Consider the following 20,465-nt stretch of genomic DNA (forward strand, 5'->3'; position numbering starts at 1 on the left):
GTTCCTGAGCCGGTCACGGTGAAGCCCATGTGGTCCTGGAGGCGTCCGGCCACTCGTGGGCGACCTCCACCGACGTGGCCTTGAACAGGCCGCAATGGCCCGCCAGGTACAAGGCCCCGTGGCCCGGATCGACACCCCGCCCGTGAACGTGGCCGGTTCCCGGATCGACGGGGTCGGGTGCTTGTCCGCATGCCGACGTGGTACAGGCCCGGATCGCCGGCGCCGTGGCTGCGGCACGAAGCCGTGGATGGCGCATAGCCGCACATTTTACTAGTTGTTGTAGTAGCTAAGGCGGGTTCCTGGGTCCCGATCAGATGCACCTGCCGCGGGGCCATTGGGTGGCGCGTGACGGGGGACAGCGACTGTGTAACCCTCGGTGCGGACTTCGTCGACCTTCTTGAGCAGCCCTCAGCTCCGCACGGTGTCAGGGACGAACAGCGCCGAGCAGGCGGTTGCGCCAGTAGTCGTCGAGGTCGACCACCTTGATGATGTCTCCGGTCTGAGGAGCGTGCACCATCTTCCCGTTGCCGGCGTACATGCCCATGTGGCCCAGTCCCTTGCTGAAGAGCAGGTCTCCAGGTTGCAGCGCGTCCAGGGGGACGCGCCGGCTGGCACCCCAGGCCCATTGGGTCCAGGTCGTCCGGGGCAACGCGACCCCGCCGGTGCGCCAGGCGGCCTGGGTGAGGCCGGAGCAGTCGTAGGAGCCGGGCCCGGTGCCGCCGTATCGGTACGGTTTGCCGACCTGCGCGAAGGCGAACTGGAGCGCGAGGCGGGCGTTGCCGGAGGCCGGACCGGTGTATTCGATGCCAGGGCTGTTGGGGTCGCCCGTCTGGAAGGTGCCCAGCCGTCGCAGGAGCTTGGTCTGTTCGTCGACCAGCTTGTCCACCTTTGCCTTCTCGCCGCGCACCTTGTCGCGTGCGTCGTCGGTCTCCGACAGGACTTGTTCGGCCTCGGCACGTCGATCCCGCAACTCTTTCGTGGTCGCCTCGTAGGCATGGATCTTGGCCGCTCTGTCTTGCGCCAGCTGCTCAAGAGCGGCCATGCTGCTCAAGGCCGTTTCGGGGTCGCCCTGGAAGGCGAACCCCTGCCAGCCGGTGAGCGGACCGTTCTGGTAGCCATTGATCGCTATCGCGGTGAGTTCTTCGCGGAGAACGTTGGCTTGGGCGTCCTTGCGGCTGAGCTCGGTGTTGAGAGCCTCGTACTTCTTCTTGGCCGTCTTGTATGCCTCGTTCGCCTGGTTGTACCGCTCAACGAGCTGATCGGCCTGTTCGTTCAGCTTCACCAGTTTGGCTCGGACCTTGGCCGGTGACGGATCGGCGAGAGCGCCGCTGGGAGCCGCGGCCAGTGCGATCAAGGCTAACGCTGTGGCTACTGCTACTCGCCCGAGCCTCGTCCACACGGCCACTACGATGCCTCCTCGTAAGTATCCAAACCTGGGGCGAAATAGTACAGAATGCGAGGAGGTAGCCGCCCAGTTCCGGGCAACTTGTGCCATCTAGGCGATGTACTACGGTTGATAGCGGATGAACGCCTGCCTCACGTGTGGATACGCGGGCTACTGCCATGGCGTTCACATCAGTGAGCGGCATCTCGTCTGCCGTCGCGGCGGGCGATGACGAGTGGGTTTGGACGGGATGATCAACGTGGGCCTGTTGGTGGGGCGTGCGACTCGGACTGACCGTCGACGTTCTCAGCCGGCGGGTGAGAAAGCTGTGGCGAATGTCTTTCCGCCGTCCTTGGATTCCAGCACCGTGCCGTCCTCCATGGCGGCCAGCAGGCGCTGGCGGTCCACGGCGGTGAACGCGGCGGCCTGCCCGGGGAGCTTTCCAGCGATCGACCAGGTCTCGCCGGAATCCGGGCTGATGTGGACTTGGCCATCGGCTGCCGCGCCCACAAGGATTTCGCCGGGCAGGACGTCAATGTGACTGAGTAGGGGGGCCTTAGTGAGGTCGTTGTAGTTCAGCCCGCCGTCGTCGCTGACCTTCAGCCCGTCGGGTGTTGTGGCGTAGACGCGGGACGACTGTTCGGCGCTCGCTCCGAGGTCGATCACCTTCTCTTCGGTGCCCTGCGTCCAGGTGCCGCCGCCGTCGATGCTCCGCCAGACCTTCGAGGTCTGGCTGTCGTAGGCGTACAGGTTGTCACCGGCGGGCTGGATGGAGTGGAAGTCGGCCGAGCCGTCCTCTGAGATCGTCTTCCAGGTGAGCCCGGAGTCCGTCGACTTGATGAGGCCGAGATGCGGCGGTCGTTCCGGGGAGGCGTCCTCCGCTGAGGGGTGCCCGCTGGCCAGGAAGGTCTTCGGGCCCGTGATGGTGAAGCCCATGTGGTCCTGGTCGCGGTCGGCGACCCGGGTGACCGTTGTGGGGGAGGCGACCTTGAACAGGCCATGGTGGCCCGCGATGTAGAGGGCTCCATCGGCCGGGTCGATGCCGAGCCCGTGCACGTGTCCCATGCCCGCATCCGCGCCGGTCGTTCCGACCGGCTCCTGTGCTGCCTGGCCGCAGCCGGTCAGCGCGATGCTCAGCGCCACGCCGACGGCACCCATGCGCAGCCGCTGTCCCGCGAACTTCATGCCGCGAGTCTACAACTAACTACTATCGGCAATCGTAGCAACTAGAAGGTCAGGAAGGAGTGGCAGTGATGGGCGAGGAACGCGGCCACGCCCGGCGCCGCCGCCAGCGTGGCGGGACCCACGAGCAGCGCGGTGACCGCGACCAGCCCGGCGAGCCGCTCCCGGCGGCCGGGCGGCGCCTGCGGGTGCAACATCCGGCGGACGCGTCAGTGCCGTCTCGCCGCCCGCGCCCAGTGCGAAGGCCGGCACCTTTCCCGTCGCGAGGCCGACCAGGGCGGCCGCGATGTGGATGCGCTGGTGGCGGCGTGCGGCGACGTCATCGGCCGGCAACTCGACCAGGCGCGCGACCTCCACGCGGGCCTGCTCGAACAGCGGCACGCGAGGGAACGCCCGGGCCAGAGCATCGGCGGCGGCGAGCACCAGGTCCTTGGGCGCGTTCACTGCGACCGCGCCGACGAGCGCGCCGTCCTTGGCGAAGGCGACGGCGAAACGTCCCTCGCCAGGATCTCCGGTCACGACGCGGCTCTCGTCCGCCAGGTGTGGCAGGCCGGCCGGCTGGATGCGGGCGCCGTGTGCGTGAGCGGCGAACGAGGGCAGGTCGGTGAAGGGCTTGGCGTTCTCCGGACCGGCCAGCAGGTTGAGCGCCGCGACGGTGCCCTGATCATTGGCGTTCGACCAGTGCTCGACGCGGACCAGCGTGCCTCCGTACAGGCTGTGCGGCCAGCGTGCGACGTCGCCGGCGGCGACCACATCCTCCGCGCCCAAGGCGAACAGGCGCTCGTCGCAGACCACCCCGTCGCTCACCGTCAGCCCGCTGCCCTCCAGCCAGTCGGTGTTCGGCACCACGCCCATGCCCGCGATGACCAGGTCGGCGGGCGGCGTCCGGCCGTCGCTCAGTCGCACTCCCGCCACCCTGCCGTTCCCGTCGAATCCGGTCACGCGGGGCCGGGCGACGTCTACCCCACTAACAGCTCTGGGCAATCGTGCCTAGCGGTGCTCATTACGCACCCTTCTTAAGGGCGATGACCATCGGTGGGCGGACTGCGCGTGTCGAGGGGCAGGAGGTCCGCACGGTCAAGTGCTCACGAGAGCAACTTGTCCGGGCTGATGGGCAAGGACCTGACGCGCTTGCCTGTGGCGTGGTAGATCGCGTTGGCGATCGCCGCCGCGACCCCGACGATGCCCAGCTCGCCGATGCCCTTGGCGCCAAGGGGCGTCTGGGGGTCGGGCCGGTCCACGAAGCACACGTCGATGTCGGGCACGTCGGCCTGGGTGGGGATGTGCTGTTCGGCCAGGCTGGCGTTGACGACGCGGCCGGAGCGTTCGTCGAGCAGGGTCGCTTCCATGAGGGCCATGCCGATGCCCTGGATGATGCCGCCGCGCATCTGGCTGGCGGCCTGTCTGGGGGAGACGACGCGGCCGCCGTCGAAGGCGCCGGCCCAGCGGGTGACACGTACCTCGCCGGTGTCGTCGTCCACCCGTACCTCTGCGAAGTGCGCGCCGTAGGTGCTGGTGGTCCGCTTGAGGGTCTGGTACGGCACCGCCGACTTGCCTGTCACCTCGACGTGGTCCCGCCCTGCCAGCTCCAGGATCCGCCGGTACGTCACTCCGCGGCCGTCCCTGGCGAAGAGTCCCTCATCGCGCGTTTCGACCTCGCCCGCCCGGAGTCCCGTGAGCGGGGTTCCTTGGGCGAGCTTGAGGAGCTCGCGTACGAGCAGGTCGCGCGCGTTCCAGATGGCTGAGGCGAGGGTGGTGGTGGCGGCGGAGGCGCCGGGGATGCGGGTCTTGGCCACGTCGGAGTCGCCCTGCAGGAAGCGGATCTTGTCCATGGGGACGCCGAGGCGCTGGGCGGCGGCCTGGGTCTGGGCGGTGGAGGTGCCCGCGCCGAGTTCGTTCGTGCTGCTGTGGATGGTGAACGTGCCGTCTGCCGAGAGCCGCAGGCGTACGGCGGCGATGAGCACGGCATCCGGGTTGATCGCGGCGGCCATGCCCTGGCCGACGAGCCAGTGCCCGTCGCGGGTGGCCCGGGGGAGGGTGGCGCGGTCGTGCCAGCCGAAGGTCTCCGCGCCGAGCAGGTACGCCTCGCGCAGGTGGCGGCTGGTGAAGCGGTTGCCGGAGACCGGATCGCGGTCGGGTTCGTTGCGCAGCCGTAGTTCGAGCGGGTCCATGCCCAGTTCCCAGGCCAACTCGTCGATGGCCGACTCCATGGCGAACGATCCCGGGGCGACGCCGGGCCCGCGGAAGAACGCGTTCTGGATGCGGTCCACCTGGACCACGCGCTGGTGGGCGGAGATGTTGGGGCAGGCGTACAGGTGCCGGGAGGCGGCGATGGCGGCCTCGGCGAACTCGTCTGTGGTGCACGTGGCGAGCGCGTCGTGCACGATGGCCGTCAGCCGGCCCTGCGCGTCGGCGCCGAGCTGGATCCGGCTGCGCGTCGGCGCCCGGCCGCCGGTCATCAGGTAGGTCTGCGTACGGGACAAGGCGAGCTTGACCGGCCGCCCCGCCAGCTTGGCGGCGGCCACGGTGAGCGCCACGTGCGGCCAGGCGCAGGTCTTGCCGCCGAATCCGCCACCGATGTACGGCGCCAGCACATGCACCCGATCGAGAGGCAGACCGAACTTCTTCGCGAGCATCTCCTTGACCCCGTAGGGGTACTGCGAAGCGTCGTGCACAGTGAGGTCGTCGCCGTCCCACCGGGCCACGGTGGCATGCGGTTCCAGCGCGTTGTGGTATTCGGCCGGAGTGCTGTAGACGCCTCGTACGGTGGCCGCGGCGCGGGCCAGCCCGGCACGCACGTCCCCGACGACCGTCCTCGATTCCTCCAGCACCGAATGGGCAGGCGTGTACGCGGCCTCCTCCGACATGCTCAGGACCGCGGGCTCCGGCGCGTAGCGGACCTCGACGAGCCGCGCGGCATGCTCGGCCTGCTCCTGCGTCTCGGCCACCGCGACGGCGACCGGCTGTCCGTGCCAGAAGACCCGGTCGGTGTTCAGGATCGGCAGCGTCATCGCGGCGGCACCGACCGGTGCCCTGAGCGTGGCGTACGCGCCGGTGGGTTTCATCGGCGGCGCGTTCTCGTGCGTCATCACCAGCAGCACACCGGGCGCCGCGAGCGCTCGGGAGGTCTCGACGGCGGTGACGCGACCCTTGGCGATCGTGCTGGGCACCGCGACGGCATAGGCCAGACCGGCAGGAACGTGGTCGGCGGTGTACCTGATCCCGCCGGACACCTTGGCCGGACCGTCGAGCCGGTGGAGGTCGCGGCCGATCTCGCCGGGCCGGGTGGACAACGGGTCGTGGCGGCCGTCGGGCAGGAGCCGGGCCACCTTGCCGAGGACTCTGGTGCCGAGGCCGTAACTTCTCGAGATGAACGTCATGACAGCTCCACCAGGGTGCGGCGGATCAGCCGCCGTGCCAGTTCGATCTTGAACGCGTTGTGGCGCAGTGGCCGCGCCCCCGCGACCGCCTCCTGCGCCGCCTCATCGAACGCCTGCTCATTCGTCGCCGCTCCGGTGAGCAGCTCTTCGGCCGCGTACGCGCGCCATGGCTTGGCCGCCACTCCGCCGAGCGCGATGCGGGCCACGGTGATGGTGCCCTCCTGGGCCTCCAGCAGCACAGCGGCGCTCACCAGGGCGAACGCGTAGCTGGCCCGGTCGCGCACCTTCACGTACGTACCACGGACCGGCGGCCACGGCGGCAGATCCACGCTCGTGACCAGCTCACCGTCCCGCAGCACGGTCTCCACCTGCGGCGTTGCGCCCGGCAGGAGGTGGAAGTCCGTGATCGGCACGCTCCGGTCACCCTCGGGGCCGGTGAGGTTGACGGTCGCGTCCAGCGCCGCCAGGGCGACGCACATGTCGGAGGGATGGACGGCCACGCAGCTCTCGCTCGCCCCGAGGATGGCGTGTCCCCGGTTGAGCCCGCCCAGCGCGTCGCAGCCCGCGCCCGGTGACCGCTTGTTGCAGGCCGCGCCCAGGTCGTAGAAGTAGCGGCAACGCGTGCGCTGCAGCAGGTTGCCGCCCACCGTGGCCCGGTTGCGCAGCTGCGGGGAAGCACCGTTCAGCAGAGCTCGCGCGAGCACGGGGTAACGCCGGCGGATCCGGTCGTCGGCGGCGACCTGCGCGTTCCGGGCAAGTGCCCCCAGACGCAGTCCGCCGTCCGGCAGGTCGTCGATGGCCGACAGCGGGAGCCGGGAGATGTCGACGACCCGCTCGGGACGCTCGACCTCCTCCCGCATCAGATCGAACAGATTCGTACCCCCGGCCAGGTGCGCCACCGGCCCCTCGGCCGCCAGTCCGACCGCCTCGGCCACACCCGACGCCCGCACGTAGGCGAATTCCCTCATACCGCGGCCACCTCCCGGATGGCGGCCACGATGCCGTTGTAGGCGCCGCACCGGCACAGGTTGCCCGCCATGCGCTCTCTGATCTCGGCGTCGTTGAGCGGTGCGGGCCGGGCCAGGTCCTCGGTGACAGCGCTCGGCCGGCCTTCGCGGTGTTCGGCGAGCATGCCGATGATCGAGCAGATCTGCCCGGACGTGCAGTAGCCGCACTGGAACCCGTCGTGCGTGAGAAACGCCTGCTGCACCTGGGCGCCCAGCTCATCGTCCGCCATGGCCTCAATGGTGACGACCTCCATGCCGTCGCACTGCACGGCGGGCGTCAGGCAGGAGTTGACCCGCTCACCGTCGAGGAGGACCGTGCACGCTCCACAGGCACCCTGATCGCAGCCCTTCTTCGTGCCGGTCAGGCCCAGGCGCTCACGCAGGCAGTCGAGCAGCGTGGTGCGGGGGTCCAGGGACAGGTCATGCGCCTGCCCGTTCACGTTCAGGTGGATCGGGATATGGCCGTTCATCAACGCCTCCGACTATCTCGTACATGCATGTACGGCTTATCGCACAATACCCCATGGGCGTATAGGGCGGTCGGGGTCAAGCAATTGAGATCGTCTACCGCCAGCAGGCGAAGGCCGCCATGATCCCCATAGCGCTGTCATGCCGGGCGCCCCGGCTGGCTCTGCCGGCTGTTGAGCTGCCTGCGTCGTGACGCCGCGCTGGGCCTGGTGCTGTCCAGTTGGGCCGTCGTCGAATTCGGCGTCTTCCTTCGCCGGCATCCGGACGGCGCCGCTGGCGGCATGCGTGCGCTGGCGACGGGTGCAAGGCAGCTATGCGGTCACGGTCGCGCAGGTCCGCCGGGATGCTCCAGGCGTGCCCCGCCGCAGAACAAGCGGGCCGACCTCGCGCCCTTCGGCGGGAACAGACGCGCGGCTGACATGCCCGACGGCCGGTATCGCCGAAGGTCACCGGCCGCGCATACGTGTCACGTTGCCATCCGGGCAGGGATTTCCTTGATGAAGCTCGCTGGTGAAGGGTGGCGGACGGCAACGACGGCACCCCGCGGTTGCACCTGCGCTTCCAGCATCGAGCGCGGCAAAACGGGAAGCCTCTCCTTCAGGCCTAATGCGGGACTACGCCCTCGGCCAGCACCCGCCGGTAGTTCGTCACCCGGTCCTCGACGGTGTCCAGGCAGCAGCTGGAGCACTTCACCTTTTCGGCCGAGGTGTAGTAGAGGCAGCAGGTGTTACGCAGATAGAACAGCCCCTCCCGCGTGCCTTCCTTGAGCCGAATCACCGTGCCGAGGCGGTCGAGGCCGCCGGTGGCGGTGCTCAGGAAGGTCTCGTAGGCCCGTTCCAGCTGATCGACGTCGCCGCCGCGCCGGCTGGCGATGCAGAAGGCCGCCGCGCAGCCGTGGGCCACGCCGCCGTAGAGCTGGCGGAGACCAGCTCGGGTGCGTACGCGCATGGCCTGCGCGAGAGGCAGCAAATGCTCGTCCAGTACCCATGCGACCAGGGTCTCCACCGGTGCCTTGGTGACGCTGGGCTCGCGGAGCCCGACGGCCTCGAAACCGTGATGCGGAGAGAGCCGGATGGCGACGTTGTGCGGACGCATGTCGATCACCGCGCCGTCGACGGCCCACGCGAGCATGGCGGACGCGGTCACGGTGCCCGCGTAGACCGCCATCACTGTCAATGCGGTTGCGTGATCGGAGACCTGGCCACTTGCCTGCTGCTCGGCGTCGAGCACCCGGCCGAGCTCGTCGGACCGCGGATCCAGCAGCCGATCACAGCCGATCCAGTCCTCATCCGGGGAGAGCCCGCGCTCGAGCCGGAAGCGGTCGCCGAAGGATTCCAGGCGTGCGAAGACGTCTGTCACTCTGATTTCCGTCCTTGTTTTCATGTGGTCCGAGCTGCATCGAGCAACTGTGCCGTATAGGAGTGAGCAGGGGCGCTGGCGAGGTCGGCGGACAGACCGTGCTCGACGATTGTGCCGTTACGCAGCACCACGATCCGGTCGCATGACTGCACGGCCTCGCCGAGGTCGTGAGTGACGAACAGGACGGCCAGGGCTCGGTCGACGGCCAGCGTGCGCAGGGTGGTGGCGATGCCGGCGCGGGTGGAGACGTCCAGCATCGAGGTGGCCTCGTCGGCGACCAGGAGGAGGGGATCAGCCGCGAGGGCCCGGGCGATGGACACACGCTGCCGCTGCCCACCCGACAACTGGCCGGGGAAACGTTGCAGGAACTCCTCCGTCGTGGGCAGCCCGGCGGCGCTCAGAGCGTCGCGGACCCGGTTGTCCCGCGGCGTACCGGTCGTGACCAGGGGTTCGGCCACCAGGCTCGCGACGCGCATTCCAGGGTGAAGCGCGTCGTAAGGGTCCTGGTGGACGAACCCGATCCGCTGTTGGAGGCGGCGGAGCGCCCGGCCGCGCCGCGCGGTTAGCTCCTCGCCCGCGATCTCCACCCGGCCTTTCGTCGGGCGGAGCAGCCCCAGAATGATCCTGGCCAAGGTGCTCTTCCCCGAACCGCTTTCGCCCACGAGCCCGACGATCTCGCCGGCGCGGATGTCCAGCTCCACGCCGCGCAGCGCCTCCACGGTCCGGGAACGCGTCCGGTAGCGGTGATGAACTCCGGCTACCCGGACGACCGGTCCTCCGGGCGCATGGACGCCCCGAGGCACCACCGGGAACGTCGGTTTGTCGTGATGGTGACAGGCCACCTGTGCCGCGCCGTGCGAGCGCAGAAGCGGATCTTCCTCGGCACACAGGCCGGTTGCCAGCGGACAGCGCGGGGCGAAGCGGCATCCGCTCGGCAGCAGGTCGAGTGCAGGGGCGGAGCCCGGGATGCTGCCCCACGAAACCTGCCGGTCAGCGACCGGGGTGGCGGTGAGCAGGCCCGCCGTATAGGGATGGGCGTGCTCGGCGGCGAGCGTACGTGCCGGACGGACCTCGGCCAGCCGGCCTGCGTACATGACGGCGACCCGGTCCGCGTACGGCATCAGCCCGGCGAGGTCGTGGGAGACGACGAGCATCGTGGTGCCGAGTTCGGCGAGCAGCCCGAGGACCTGCCGTTGAGCGATCACGTCCAGCCCGGTGGTCGGTTCGTCCGCGATCAGCAGCCGCGGCTCGCCCGCCAGGGCAAGGGCGATCGCCACCCGCTGACGTTGTCCTCCGGAGAGCTCGTGCGGGAAACAGCGCAGCATGGTCGCCTGGAGCCCGACGCGTTCGAGCAGTTCGACGGGTTCGGCGCGGCCGCCGTGCAGGGTGAGCATCTCGGTGAGTTGCCCGCCGATCCGGTGCACGGGGCTGAGGCCCGTCATCGCGCCCTGCGGCACGATGGCGACCTGGCGCCCGCGGATGTTCTTCCAGTCGGTGCGGCCGGCCAACTCGTCCTCACCGAGCCGCGCGGAGCCGGTCACGGTCGCCGTACGAGGAAGCAGGCCGAGCAGGGCACGAGCGAGCGAGGTCTTGCCGCAGCCGCTCTCGCCCACGAGCGCCACGACCTCACCTTCCGCGACGTCCAGGGTGATCCGGTCCACCGCCGTCAATTCTCCGTAGCCGACGGTGAGGTCGCGCAATGACAGCGTCATCGGGTGGCCTCCCTGAGCGCGGGGTTGAGGCGTTCCTCGACGGCGATGCCGATGAGGGCGAGGGCGAGCACGGTGAGCGTGATGGCAGCACCGGGCGGCAGCGCCCACCACACCCATGCGTCGGAGAGGAACACGCCGTTGGTCTGGACCCAGAACAGCGTGGTGCCCCAGCTGGGAGCGGTGGGGTCACCGAGGCCGAGGAACGACAGAGTCGCGTCGTAGATGATGGCGCGCATCGCCGTACGGACGAACACCGGGATGAGCAGCGGGCCGATCAAGTAAGAGCCGTGCCGCAGCAGCAGCCACCAGCGCGGCGCCCCCATAGCCCGGGCCACCTCCAGATGACCACGCGACCACGCGGTCAGGACGGCGGCACGGAGCACCCGGGCCGGGACGGGCCAGAGGATCAGCGCCAGGATCGCCACCCTCGTGCCGAAGGATTGGCCGAGGAAGGCCGCTGCCAGGATGTAGAGGATCAGCTCAGGCAGCACCAGCATGACGTCGGTTCCGCGCATCAACGTGGCCGACAGCCAGCGCGGCCCGATCCCGGCCGCACCGCCCACCAGCGCGGCGAGGACGGTGGTGGCCGCCGCCACGATGAAGGCGAGGCTCAGCGAGGTTCCGGCGCCGACGATGAGCTGGTCGAGCAGGTTCCTGCCGAGGTCGTCGGCACCGAGGGGGAGTTCTCCCCCGGGAGGGGCGTAGGGCTCCGCCACCCGGGCGCGACCGGCGTCGTCAGGCAGCACGGTGCCGTACACGGCGATCCCGACGACCACGGCCAGGATCCCCAGGCCTATCAGGCCCTGGGGACCGAGGAGGTTGCGGTTGGGCGCACGCAGGAACATCATCGGCCGCCTCCGGCCCTGGCACGTGGGTCGAGCAGCGGGTACGTGGCGTCGGCCAGCGCGTTCATCAGCACGACCATGAGTGTCAGCACCAGGAACGCGCCCTGCATCAGCGGATAGTCGCGGGCCGTGATCGCGTCGAAGGTGAGGCGGCCGAGCCCTGGATAGGCGAAGACGGTCTCCACGACGATCGAGCCCGCGGCGAGGAAGCCGATCTCCATCATGAGAATGGTGTGCACGGGCAGCAGTGCGGGCCGCAGCGCGTGCCGTCGGACGAGCTGTCCGTACGGGACGCCCCTGGCGTGCGCGTGCTGGATCGGCTCGCTGGTCAGCACGGTCAGCAGCGACGACCGGGTGTAAAGGAACAGATATCCCATCCCGGTCAGCGTCATGGTGCCCACCGGCAGGATGAGGTGCACCAGCACGCCGGAGACCGTCACACCCTCGACGCCCGACACACCGAACGTCGGCAGCCACTGGAGCTGCACCCCGAACAGCACGATGAGCAACATCCCCAGCCAGAACTGCGGGAAGGAGTCGAGCACGATAGCCGTGCCGAGCAGCCCCGACCCCTTGCCCTTGCGCCGGCGCAGCGCGCCCACCACCCCGAACGTCACTCCCACCAGAGCGGTGCAGACGATGCTGGTGCCGACCAGCAGCAACGTCCACGGCAGCGCCTCCCCGAGCGCCTGAGTGACCGGGCGCCCATCGGACAAGGAGGTACCGAGGTCTAGGGTGAAAACGCCGCCGAGGTAGTCGAGGAACTGCTCGTGCAACGGCTTACCGAAGCCGTACTGGTTGGCGATCTGCGCCCGCTCGTCCGCGGTGAGCCTGGCCAGCGCTTCAGGGCTGCCGAACAGTTTCAGTGGGCCGCCGGGCAGCGCACGGGGCAGCGCGAAGTTCAGCGTGAGCGCCACCATGAGCACCGCGGCGTACTCGGCCAGCCGGCCTGCGGCGTATCGCCAGGTCGTCACGGCTTGAACTCGACGAGGGAGAACTTGTTGAGCACCGCCGAGCCGTTCTGCCAGGTCCAGCCGCTGTAGACATCCTTGCGGAAGGCGTAGGCGCCGTTGCGGTAATAGAGCGTCAGGAACGGCATCTGCTCGGCGATCTGCGCCTGGAGCTGCTTGGCCGCCGTCGTTCTGGCCTCCATGGTGGGGGCCGAGGTCAGTGTCTTCACGATGGCGTCGACCTGCTCGTTCCTGAAACCGACGACGTTCAGCGAGCCGTCGTCCGGGTCCGAGGCGACGAGCTGGGCGATCGTGCCGCTGCTGAGCATGACGGGAGCCGACCAGCCCCACATCGACATGTCATAGTTGCGGCCCTTGCGCACGTCGTAGTCAGGCCACACCTTCGCATCCAGCGAGTCGGAGTCCAGCGAGGTGACCTTCACGGCCACGCCCACGGTCTTGAGCATGTCGCGGATCAGCTCGGCACTGCGCAGCCGGTCAGTGGAGGCGCTCTGGACCAGTAGCTCGTACGACATCGGCTTGCCGTCGAGCACCCTGATCCCGTCCGGGCCAGGCTTGGCGCCCAGGGCGTCGAGCTCGCGCTTGGCCGCTTCTGCGTCGTAGAGCGGGGTGAGCTGGTCGGGCTTGACGGGGGAGCCGGCGTGGATGAAACCGGGATTGCCGGGTGTGCCCTGGCCGAGCAGCGCGGTCTTCACCAGGTCCGCCACGTCGATCGCCTTGGCCAGAGCACGCCGGATCTCCGGCTTGTCGAACGGGGCCCTGGTCGTGTTGAACGCCAGGAGCGTGGAGGCGAACTCGGTGCCCTTGACGATGCCGATGTTCGGCTGCCGCTCCAGCGCCTGGAGCTGTTGCGGCGGCACGATGCGGGCCGACATGTGGATCTCACCCGTACGCAGCGCGGCGAACTGCGTGGACTCCTCCGGGATGACCACTACCTTGACGGTGTCGACCTTCGGCTTGCCCAAGGCGTAGGAGGTGTTGGCGGTGAACGTGTAGCCGCGGGCGTTGTCGTACCGCGTGAGCTTGTACGGGCCGGAGCCGATCGCCTTGTCGGCCCCCGCCTCGCTGACCTTCTCCACCGACGACCACAGGTGCTTGGGCAGGATCGCCATGTCGGCCAGGATGCGGCGGGGGAACTCCGGGTCGGGGGCCTTGAGCGTGAGGGTCACGGTGTCGCCGTTCGCCGTCACACTCTCCACGGGTCGTACGTCGATCGAGGAGTCGCCCTCCATGTTCTTCTTGTAGAACTCGACGCTGAACACCACGTCCTCGGCGGTCAGCGGCTTGCCGTCGTGCCAGGTCACGCCCGATCTGAGCGGCAGGGTGAAGACCTTGTTGTCGGTGGTCTGGATCTGCTTGGCCAGCAGGGGTACGACGCCGTCGCCCTGGACGATGGCCAGCGTGTCGAAGATCAGCTTCACCAGGTTGTTCCCCGGATAACCCGTCTGGTTGGTGAACGGGGTCAGCGTGCCCTCATCGGAGGAGACGGCGATGGTGACGCTCTTCGCGGCTGCCGCTGTCTTCCCGTTTCGGGGAGGTTCGATATCCGTGCCGCATGCGGCCAGAGCTAAGCAGAGCGTGGCCGCCGTCGCGATGAACGTCCTCGATTGCCGGATCACGGAACCTCCCGGGGGTATAAGAGGTCGAGACCGCCGCCGCAGCAGGCGAGCGGTGTTTCATGCGACTCTATAGAGGTATTCCGTAGATACAAGAGCTCAATATGTAAACTCCGAAATTCCCCCTCGCGGCCCGGACGAGAGTAGCAGACAGGCTGCTACCTGCCCATATGCCTGCCGTCGGGCGTTGTCCCCGCGACACGAGCGTGGCGTGGCACGACATCCGTAATCACCGTGAAACAACACCTACTAGGCCCTGTCGTAGGTCAGGTTCGTCACTTCTGCGGAGTGAAGGCTTCGATCAGGGTCGATGTCGTCCTGCGCATGCGGTCGTGCAGGTCGGCGGCGTGCGGGCCACGGGTGAGCAAGAGTTGGTGGGCGGCGCCGACCAGGGCGAGAGAGATGGATTCGACGTCAGCGTCCGTTCGGATGCGCCCATGCTCCTGCTCGGCCCGAAGGTAGGCGGTGAAGGCGCGCTCGCTGGCGTCCAGTTCCAGGGTTCCGTCGGCGAGCGCCTCGCCCAGGTGGGTGACGATGGACGGCCTGGCCATCGCGAGCCCTGCGAGAGCGAGCAGGTTGCCGGCGGACAGCGTCTCGATGGCGTCCATGAGGTTGTCGACCACGGCGCCCGTGCCCGCCCGCTTGGTCAGGTGGGTCATCGCGGCTCCCGCGCGTCCGGCACGGTCGAGGAAGAGCGCGGCCAGGAAGGTGTCGATATCCCCGAAATGGTTGTAGAGCAGGCCGGTGGCGCAGCCGGCCTCCTTGGTGATGGCCCGGCCGGTCAAGGCCGAGGGGCCCTTCTGCAGGAGTAGACGCTCGGCCGCGTCGAAGAGCTGCGCTTTTACGTCCGGGATCGCAACGCCACGCGGTGACATGAGCCACCAATCTACCGGATCACTGTTCACAGAGAATGAGCATGTGGTCATACTGTATGACCACATGCTCATTCTGCCGTCGGAGGCATATGAACACGCGAGAGTTCGTCTGGACGCCGAGACATGTCGCAGCTCTAGGCATGCTGTGCTTGGCGCAGGTGCTGGACAGCGTGGACGTCACGATCGTCAACGTGGCACTGCCGGCCATCCAGGAGGATCTGGGATTCTCCACCTCCACGTTGTCCTGGGTGGTCAACGCGTACATGGTGGTGTTCGGCGGGTTCCTCCTGCTGGGCGGCCGGCTCGGCGACATGTACGGCCACCGGCGGATCCTGCTCGGCGGGGTCGTGCTGTTCACCGTGGCCTCGGCGGCAGCGGGACTCGCGCAGAGTGGCTGGTGGCTCGTCGCGGCGCGTGCCGTCCAGGGGTTGGGTGCCGCGTTCATCGCCCCCATGACGCTGGCGCTGATCGCTCTGATCTTCCCCGAAGGGCCGCCACGGAGCAGGGCATTCGCCATCTGGGGCGCGGCAACCGGGATAGCGAGCACCGTGGGGCTGTTCGCGGGCGGGCTGTTCGCCGACGGGCCCGGCTGGCGATGGATCTTCTTCGTCAACCTCCCGGTGGGCGTCGCCCTGCTGATCGCCGGACGGCTGTTGGGCGAGGGGACACGGCCGGTTCGCAGCTCGCGCGGATTCGATCTTGCCGGTGCGTTGACATCCACCGCCGGGGTGGGGCTGTTGGCGTACGCGATCCTGCAGACCGACGCGTCCTCCCGAGGCGCCCTCCTGGCGGTCGCCGCCGTGCTGCTCGCGTACTTTGTCGTGCACGAGACGCGGATCGCCCGGGAGCCGCTGGTCGCGCTGCGGCTGTTCCGCAACCGTTCGTTGCTGGGCGCCAACGTGATCCAGGCGCTGCGGGGCGCCGCGATGTTCGCCGTCTTCTACTTCGCCACCCTCTACCTGCAAGGCGTACTGGGCTACTCCGCTCTGCAGGCAGGGTTGGCATACGTACCGCTGACGGTGATCCTCATCGCCGCGTCGTCCGTCGGCCCGCTGCTGGTCAGGCGCTTCGGCACCGGCCCGGTGACAGCCGCGGGATCGCTGGTCACCGCCGCCGGGCTGGCGATGTTCACCGGTCTCACACCCGACGGCACGCTCATGCACGACGTCATGCCGCCGCTGCTCGTCGTCGGCCTGGGCCTCGGCGTCATCGTGGTCCCGCTCACCACAGCGGCGCTGGCAGGGGTGGCGGACTCGTCCAGTGGCGTAGCGTCGTCGCTCCTCAACGTCAGCGCCCAACTCGGCGGAGCCCTCGGACTCGCTGTGCTGTCCAGTGTTGCGGCTGGTGCGACCGCCTCAGCGTCTGGCGGGCCGGTCGAGACGCTCGTCGCCGGCTATCGCGTCGGGTTCGGCGTGGCCGCAGGTCTGATGGCCATCGTCGTCGTCATCGCTCTCACCGTGCTCCGCGACAGAAGGAAGGCATCATGACCAGAAGAGCCGTCATCGTCGGCGCGGGAATCGCCGGGCGGGCCACCGCGCTGCGGCTGCACCGGATCGGCTGGGAGCCGGTGGTGATCGAGCGGGCGGCCACCCGCCGCATGACCTGAGCGGATGCAATTATCGGCAGGCGCAGAGCCGGTCGGAGACATCGCCGTGGGGGCAGCTCCTCAAGGCAGCCGTAAGGTGTCGTTCAGGGGCCGATGTGTACATAGGCAGCCCATACCCCTGGTTGCTGCGGAAACGCCTCACGGACCCGGCCGACTGCCGCGTGGAGGGCCTGTGCGGATCTGCCTGTCTCCAGTGGGCCGGCGCCTCCGGCGGACAGGGCGCGATAAAAGGTCTCCGCCACATCGAGGGCGATGCTGTCGCCGATCGGCCATAGCGTGCCCACGACGTGAGTGAAGCCTGCCAGCTGGAAACCCGTGGCGATGTGGACCGCCTCGTCGGTCAGCCGCAGGTTGCTTTGCGACGTGCTGCACGCCGACAGGAACGCGAGATCGGCATCGTCGAGGTGGAGGCGTGACAGTGCGGCGACGGTCAGGGGGTGGGAGAGGTGGTCATGGAGAACGAGGTGACTCGCGGACGGGTCGGTCCAGTCCGTGAGGCCGTGGCAGGAGAAGTGCGCGACGCGGTGCCGTGGCAGCGCGGCCACGACGGCCCTGTGGTTGGCGGCAGGGCCGGTGAGGACGACGGGTGACGGCACGATCGCGGCAAGCGCCTCGGCTTCACGGGCGACAGCCTCGAGCCTTAGTCGCCCCCCTTGAACTTCGGGGACCGTCACGATCAGGGCCGAAGAGACCGGGCGAGTCGTTGACCGGCGTGCATGCCCGAGCGCTTGGACAGTCGGGGTGTAGGAGGAGATGGCGCGATCGAGCGCGTTGGTTGCAGGCTCGCCGGTCCCAGCAGAGTGGAGCGGCAGGAAGGCGGCCTCGCCTGCGGGGCACCACCAGATCCTGGGCAGGCCACCTTGCCCCGCGAAACCGACCTTGTCGAGCACGGGTTGGGTGATCTTCGTCCAGGTCCAGGCCAGCACCTCGGAGATCGCGCGGTGGGCGAGCTTCTTTTCCCCGAGTCGTGCGGCGGGGTCGAAAGTCACCGCCATTGCCGTGTGGAGTTTGTCGAGCTGCGTCAGGACGTCCTGCCTGCGGATGTCGTCCAGCTCCACCAGGTGAACCGGCCGGTTGGCGTCCAGCGTGAGGATCAGCGCGTCGCCACGGAAGTCGCTGACGGCGACGAGCACAATCGGCCAGGTGAGCGCTGCCGGTTGGAGATCGGCGATGGAGGGCGGGCTCAGGAAGTCGCCGAACCCGGGAACGGCGCGGACGCGGGTGAGAAGCTCCTGCCACTCGTGGGCCCTACGCCGACGGGCCTGGAGGGGATCTTGGGTGGTGGGCGGCCGGTCCAGCTCGGCGCGGAGCCCTGCGAGTTGCTCGGCCAACTCCGGCGCATGCCGCCGCAGGTCGGCCACGCCGCCGCGGACGCCCAGGGCCTCCGACAGGGTGACACCCCGAGCCGCCTCCAGCAGCTCGACCGCGCGTTCTGGCGATCCCGCTGCGACGGCTGCCGATGCTGCCTCCGCTGCCAATCCCGCCAGAGTGCCCAGACCGTGCTCTCTGTCGGAGCGGCGCAGGTGGGGCGAGACGAGCTGCGGAAGCAGGGAGACCGCCTCCTCGTAAGCGCGTAGCGCGGCGGGAAAGTCCCCTTCCAGCATCGCCGTCGCGCCGACGCCGCGGACTGCGCTCAGCCGTACCCGAACTGGTGCCGTGGCGACGCCTGCGGCGCCGGTGAACGCGTCCCTGGCTCCGGAGAGCGCGGCTGCCTCCCCGGTGCGTTCTGACAGGGCGCGCAGGGCGCTGCCGAGGTGATAGCCGTGGACGCATCGATCGGGATGGTCGGGTGGCGTGAGGTCGTACGCCTGGCGCGCCAGGCGTACGCACTCCTCGAGGTGCGTGCCGTCACGTAGCAGCACCAGAGCCAGGTGGGAGCAGTACGTTGCCAGGTCGGGGAGCGTGGCGGGCGTCAGCGTGATGGCCCGCCGTAGCCAGGACTCTGCCTCGGCCAGATACTGCGAGCCGTCCACCGTGTCGTCCAACAGCATGAGGGTGAGCGCTTGGTTGCTCATCAGGGCAGGGCGGTCCGGGTGGCCCTCCGGGAGCGTTTCGATCGCCGCCCTGCCGTTGGCCAGCGCCTCGTCGGCTGTGTCGGGATGCGGCGCCCGCTCGTAGAGCATGGACAGCGCGCTCGCGAGGTTGCCGAGCGCCCCCGCCTTCTCCGGCCCACGCGCCACCGCGACGGCGACGCGGCGGGCTTCCACCGCCTCGGACAGGAGGTCGATCTCGCCGGTCCAGGTAGACAAGTTGCTCAGCGCCGATGCCAGCGCGGTCGCGGCGGGCATGACGACGTCCGGGTGGTCCGTGCCCCGCTGCAGTGCGTTCCTGGCGGACTGGACGGCCTCGGCGAGCGCGTCCTGATTACCAGTGCGCTCGGCCAATAGTTGCAAGGAGTTACTGAGGTTCACCGACGTCGTGAGCCGCAGCACCTCACCGGCGAGGGGCGTGGCGAGGACCTCCCGCTGAACCTCGATCGCATCTCGCAGGTATGTTGTCTCCCCCAGAACCTCGAAGCTGCGGCTGAGCGTCGCGCCCAGGCTCGACAGGTGCCGGGCACGCGCGGAGTGACCTGGAGTGAGCGCCGCGAGCGCGTCACGATGCGCCTGATTGGCCTTCGCGAGGAGAGAGGGATCACCTAGCTGGTCGTAGAGAGTGGCCAGGACGTTGCCGAAGGTGGAGTGGAAGGAGGGAAGCTCGGGGTCGGCAGCGTCGATCACTGTCCTCATGTCGGTCATCACCCGTAGGGCCAGCATGAGCCGGGGCTCCTCGCCGGTCGCCTGGAAATGTTCGAGCAGCTCCGTCGCGAGGTTGACCGCGTATACCGTCTGGTCGGGATCGCCCGCCGGCGTCCATGCCCAGGCCTGGGACAGCAGGTCGATCATCTCTTCTTGGATCCTCAGGTCGCCGGTCTCACGAAAGAGCTCCCCCAGCGCCTGGGCGAGATCTGACATCCGGCCAGGACGGTTCACGCTCTGTTCGGGCGTCGCCTCCAGCGCCTGCCTGAACAGGCCGATCGCGCGGTGCAGCGTGGCCACGCTGCCGCCGTTCATGTACTTCTCGGCCAGGGAGACCGCCTTCTTCGTCAATTTCTCCGGATCGCCGGTCGGCCGCGGCGCATCGCGCGGTCCCGGATTCCCCCCGGATAGGGAGTCGAGCCTCGCGGAGTCTCCAGGAAAGGCCCATGTCACGAACGTGGCGCCGCCTGCGGGCGGCAATGTGTCGAACCCTCCGCCTTGGTAGTGGCGCAGCTTCTCCTCATCGGCGACGGAGACGGCGGAACGGCCGGCGACCAGGTTCAGCCGGTGGCTTGCGATCAGAGAGGAGAACCACCGGATGAACGGGTCGCTGGTGAGCTGCGCACCGGTGAGCGCAATCGTCATCGGCCCCTTCGCCCCCGCCACGGTCAGATCGAGGTAGAAGTAGACCTGCCCGCTGTCGTTCTGTAGCCGTCGGGTCAGCCGGGTGACCCACTCGTGGCGCACCAGCCCGACCGCCAGCTCTTCGCTGCCCCCTTGGCGTACGTCCAGGAGGACCGTCCGGCGGTCGGTGATGTGGATCATCGTTCCGGTCGGCATCAGGGGGACGACCTCGCACTGGCCGGAGAACAGGCACACCTCGCCGTGCTCCAGCAGCACTCTGACGCCGTCCGGGGAGATCTCGCTCATGGGGCGCAGGCGAATGAGCTCTTGCGGCAACACGTCACGCTCCTCGCTTTTCCGCCATAGGAGAATTCGGGTCCCACCGGCCTTTCCGCGTCTGGCTGGTGACCCGTATGCCGAGCTCACGTGTGACTGGCGTTCCATCAGATGCCAGACCGAGCTTGACGGCGAGCGCGCCGGAGTGGAGATCTATCACCGATTCGGCCAGTCCTGTGTAGATCAGGACAGCCTGCCGTGACCGCATGACGGACACGGCTCCTGTGACCGCCGCGATGATCGCGGCCGGCCACCACCACCAGGCCAGCAACAGGTAGAGGATCGCCCAGCCGCCCAGGCGTGCGGCCCCTGCCAGAGCGTCGGCCGCCCTGTCTATCTCCGTCCGTGTGTGCTCGGGCAGC

At 68.8% G+C, this 20,465-nt stretch carries 15 protein-coding genes and 1 pseudogene; 2 read left to right on the top strand and 14 right to left on the bottom strand.

Going from position 1 to position 20,465, the window contains the following annotated elements; genetic code table 11:
- Window positions 1-424 precede the first annotated feature (424 nt).
- From AB0J69_RS32645 to AB0J69_RS32700, 12 genes are all read right to left on the bottom strand, one after another.
- Window positions 425-1,354 carry an NlpC/P60 family protein gene (locus AB0J69_RS32645; RefSeq protein WP_364125098.1) on the bottom strand — a complete coding sequence of 310 codons (930 nt, stop codon included), beginning with the start codon at window positions 1,352-1,354 and terminating at the stop codon, window positions 425-427.
- 336 nt (window positions 1,355-1,690) lie between these two features.
- Complete coding sequence (locus tag AB0J69_RS32650; RefSeq protein ID WP_364125100.1) at window positions 1,691-2,569, bottom strand: F510_1955 family glycosylhydrolase; 879 nt, start codon at window positions 2,567-2,569, stop codon at window positions 1,691-1,693.
- A gap of 15 nt (window positions 2,570-2,584) precedes the next feature.
- Window positions 2,585-3,550 (bottom strand): FAD-dependent oxidoreductase, encoded by a 966-nt coding sequence (locus AB0J69_RS32655; protein ID WP_364125103.1) that lies wholly within the window; start codon window positions 3,548-3,550, stop codon window positions 2,585-2,587.
- A gap of 101 nt (window positions 3,551-3,651) precedes the next feature.
- A complete protein-coding gene (locus AB0J69_RS32660) occupies window positions 3,652-5,946 on the bottom strand; it encodes a xanthine dehydrogenase family protein molybdopterin-binding subunit (RefSeq protein ID WP_364125106.1) in 2,295 nt (764 codons plus the stop codon).
- Window positions 5,943-6,914: a xanthine dehydrogenase family protein subunit M gene (locus AB0J69_RS32665; RefSeq protein ID WP_364125109.1), complete on the bottom strand. Its 972-nt coding sequence runs from the start codon at window positions 6,912-6,914 to the stop codon at window positions 5,943-5,945. Before AB0J69_RS32665 ends, AB0J69_RS32660 begins: the two co-directional genes overlap by 4 nt.
- The gene (locus AB0J69_RS32670; protein WP_364125112.1) at window positions 6,911-7,423 is read right to left on the bottom strand and encodes a (2Fe-2S)-binding protein; all 513 of its coding nucleotides are present in this window, start codon (window positions 7,421-7,423) and stop codon (window positions 6,911-6,913) included. The genes AB0J69_RS32665 and AB0J69_RS32670 overlap by 4 nt, the downstream gene beginning before the upstream one ends.
- Window positions 7,424-8,024: 601 nt before the next feature.
- Window positions 8,025-8,780 carry a (2Fe-2S)-binding protein gene (locus AB0J69_RS32675; RefSeq protein ID WP_364125115.1) on the bottom strand — a complete coding sequence of 252 codons (756 nt, stop codon included), beginning with the start codon at window positions 8,778-8,780 and terminating at the stop codon, window positions 8,025-8,027.
- Between the two features lie 20 nt (window positions 8,781-8,800).
- Window positions 8,801-10,492 carry an ABC transporter ATP-binding protein gene (locus AB0J69_RS32680; protein WP_364125117.1) on the bottom strand — a complete coding sequence of 564 codons (1,692 nt, stop codon included), beginning with the start codon at window positions 10,490-10,492 and terminating at the stop codon, window positions 8,801-8,803.
- Window positions 10,489-11,340, bottom strand: coding sequence for an ABC transporter permease (locus tag AB0J69_RS32685; protein WP_364125120.1), 852 nt, complete (start codon window positions 11,338-11,340; stop codon window positions 10,489-10,491). The genes AB0J69_RS32680 and AB0J69_RS32685 overlap by 4 nt, the downstream gene beginning before the upstream one ends.
- Window positions 11,337-12,311: an ABC transporter permease gene (locus tag AB0J69_RS32690; RefSeq protein WP_364125123.1), complete on the bottom strand. Its 975-nt coding sequence runs from the start codon at window positions 12,309-12,311 to the stop codon at window positions 11,337-11,339. Before AB0J69_RS32690 ends, AB0J69_RS32685 begins: the two co-directional genes overlap by 4 nt.
- Window positions 12,308-13,927, bottom strand: a complete 1,620-nt coding sequence (locus AB0J69_RS32695; protein WP_364125126.1) for an ABC transporter substrate-binding protein — start codon at window positions 13,925-13,927, stop codon at window positions 12,308-12,310. Before AB0J69_RS32695 ends, AB0J69_RS32690 begins: the two co-directional genes overlap by 4 nt.
- A 272-nt stretch (window positions 13,928-14,199) precedes the next feature.
- Window positions 14,200-14,799 carry a helix-turn-helix domain-containing protein gene (locus tag AB0J69_RS32700; protein ID WP_364125129.1) on the bottom strand — a complete coding sequence of 200 codons (600 nt, stop codon included), beginning with the start codon at window positions 14,797-14,799 and terminating at the stop codon, window positions 14,200-14,202.
- A 140-nt stretch (window positions 14,800-14,939) separates the two neighbouring features.
- Here AB0J69_RS32700 and AB0J69_RS32705 point away from each other — a divergent pair, with 140 nt between their 5' ends.
- Together AB0J69_RS32705 and AB0J69_RS32710 are read left to right on the top strand one after the other, a co-directional pair.
- The gene (locus AB0J69_RS32705) at window positions 14,940-16,286 is read left to right on the top strand and encodes an MFS transporter (protein ID WP_364125132.1); all 1,347 of its coding nucleotides are present in this window, start codon (window positions 14,940-14,942) and stop codon (window positions 16,284-16,286) included.
- Window positions 16,283-16,405 carry a hypothetical protein gene (locus AB0J69_RS32710; protein ID WP_364125134.1) on the top strand — a complete coding sequence of 41 codons (123 nt, stop codon included), beginning with the start codon at window positions 16,283-16,285 and terminating at the stop codon, window positions 16,403-16,405. The genes AB0J69_RS32705 and AB0J69_RS32710 overlap by 4 nt, the downstream gene beginning before the upstream one ends.
- Before the next feature lie 83 nt (window positions 16,406-16,488).
- On the opposite strand, the gene AB0J69_RS32715 is transcribed toward AB0J69_RS32710, so the two are convergent.
- Window positions 16,489-20,073, bottom strand: coding sequence for a CHAT domain-containing protein (locus tag AB0J69_RS32715; RefSeq protein WP_364125137.1), 3,585 nt, complete (start codon window positions 20,071-20,073; stop codon window positions 16,489-16,491).
- Between the two features lie 34 nt (window positions 20,074-20,107).
- Window positions 20,108-20,465, bottom strand: a pseudogene (locus AB0J69_RS32720) (hypothetical protein); the annotation flags it as partial.

Origin of the sequence: Nonomuraea sp. NPDC049709 (assembly GCF_040674815.1) — a bacterium.
In the GTDB taxonomy this organism is placed as follows: Bacteria; Actinomycetota; Actinomycetes; order Streptosporangiales; family Streptosporangiaceae; genus Nonomuraea.

Coding starts and splice junctions, on each gene's coding strand:
- AB0J69_RS32685 (WP_364125120.1), bottom strand. CDS start 11,340: ATGATGTTCCTGCGTGCGCCCAACCGCAACCTCCTCGGTCCCCAGGGC.
- AB0J69_RS32705 (WP_364125132.1), top strand. CDS start 14,940: ATGCTGTGCTTGGCGCAGGTGCTGGACAGCGTGGACGTCACGATCGTC.
- AB0J69_RS32715 (WP_364125137.1), bottom strand. CDS start 20,073: ATGAGCGAGATCTCCCCGGACGGCGTCAGAGTGCTGCTGGAGCACGGC.
- AB0J69_RS32710 (WP_364125134.1), top strand. CDS start 16,283: ATGACCAGAAGAGCCGTCATCGTCGGCGCGGGAATCGCCGGGCGGGCC.
- AB0J69_RS32670 (WP_364125112.1), bottom strand. CDS start 7,423: ATGAACGGCCATATCCCGATCCACCTGAACGTGAACGGGCAGGCGCAT.
- AB0J69_RS32700 (WP_364125129.1), bottom strand. CDS start 14,799: ATGTCACCGCGTGGCGTTGCGATCCCGGACGTAAAAGCGCAGCTCTTC.
- AB0J69_RS32665 (WP_364125109.1), bottom strand. CDS start 6,914: ATGAGGGAATTCGCCTACGTGCGGGCGTCGGGTGTGGCCGAGGCGGTC.
- AB0J69_RS32660 (WP_364125106.1), bottom strand. CDS start 5,946: ATGACGTTCATCTCGAGAAGTTACGGCCTCGGCACCAGAGTCCTCGGC.
- AB0J69_RS32650 (WP_364125100.1), bottom strand. CDS start 2,569: ATGAAGTTCGCGGGACAGCGGCTGCGCATGGGTGCCGTCGGCGTGGCG.
- AB0J69_RS32680 (WP_364125117.1), bottom strand. CDS start 10,492: ATGACGCTGTCATTGCGCGACCTCACCGTCGGCTACGGAGAATTGACG.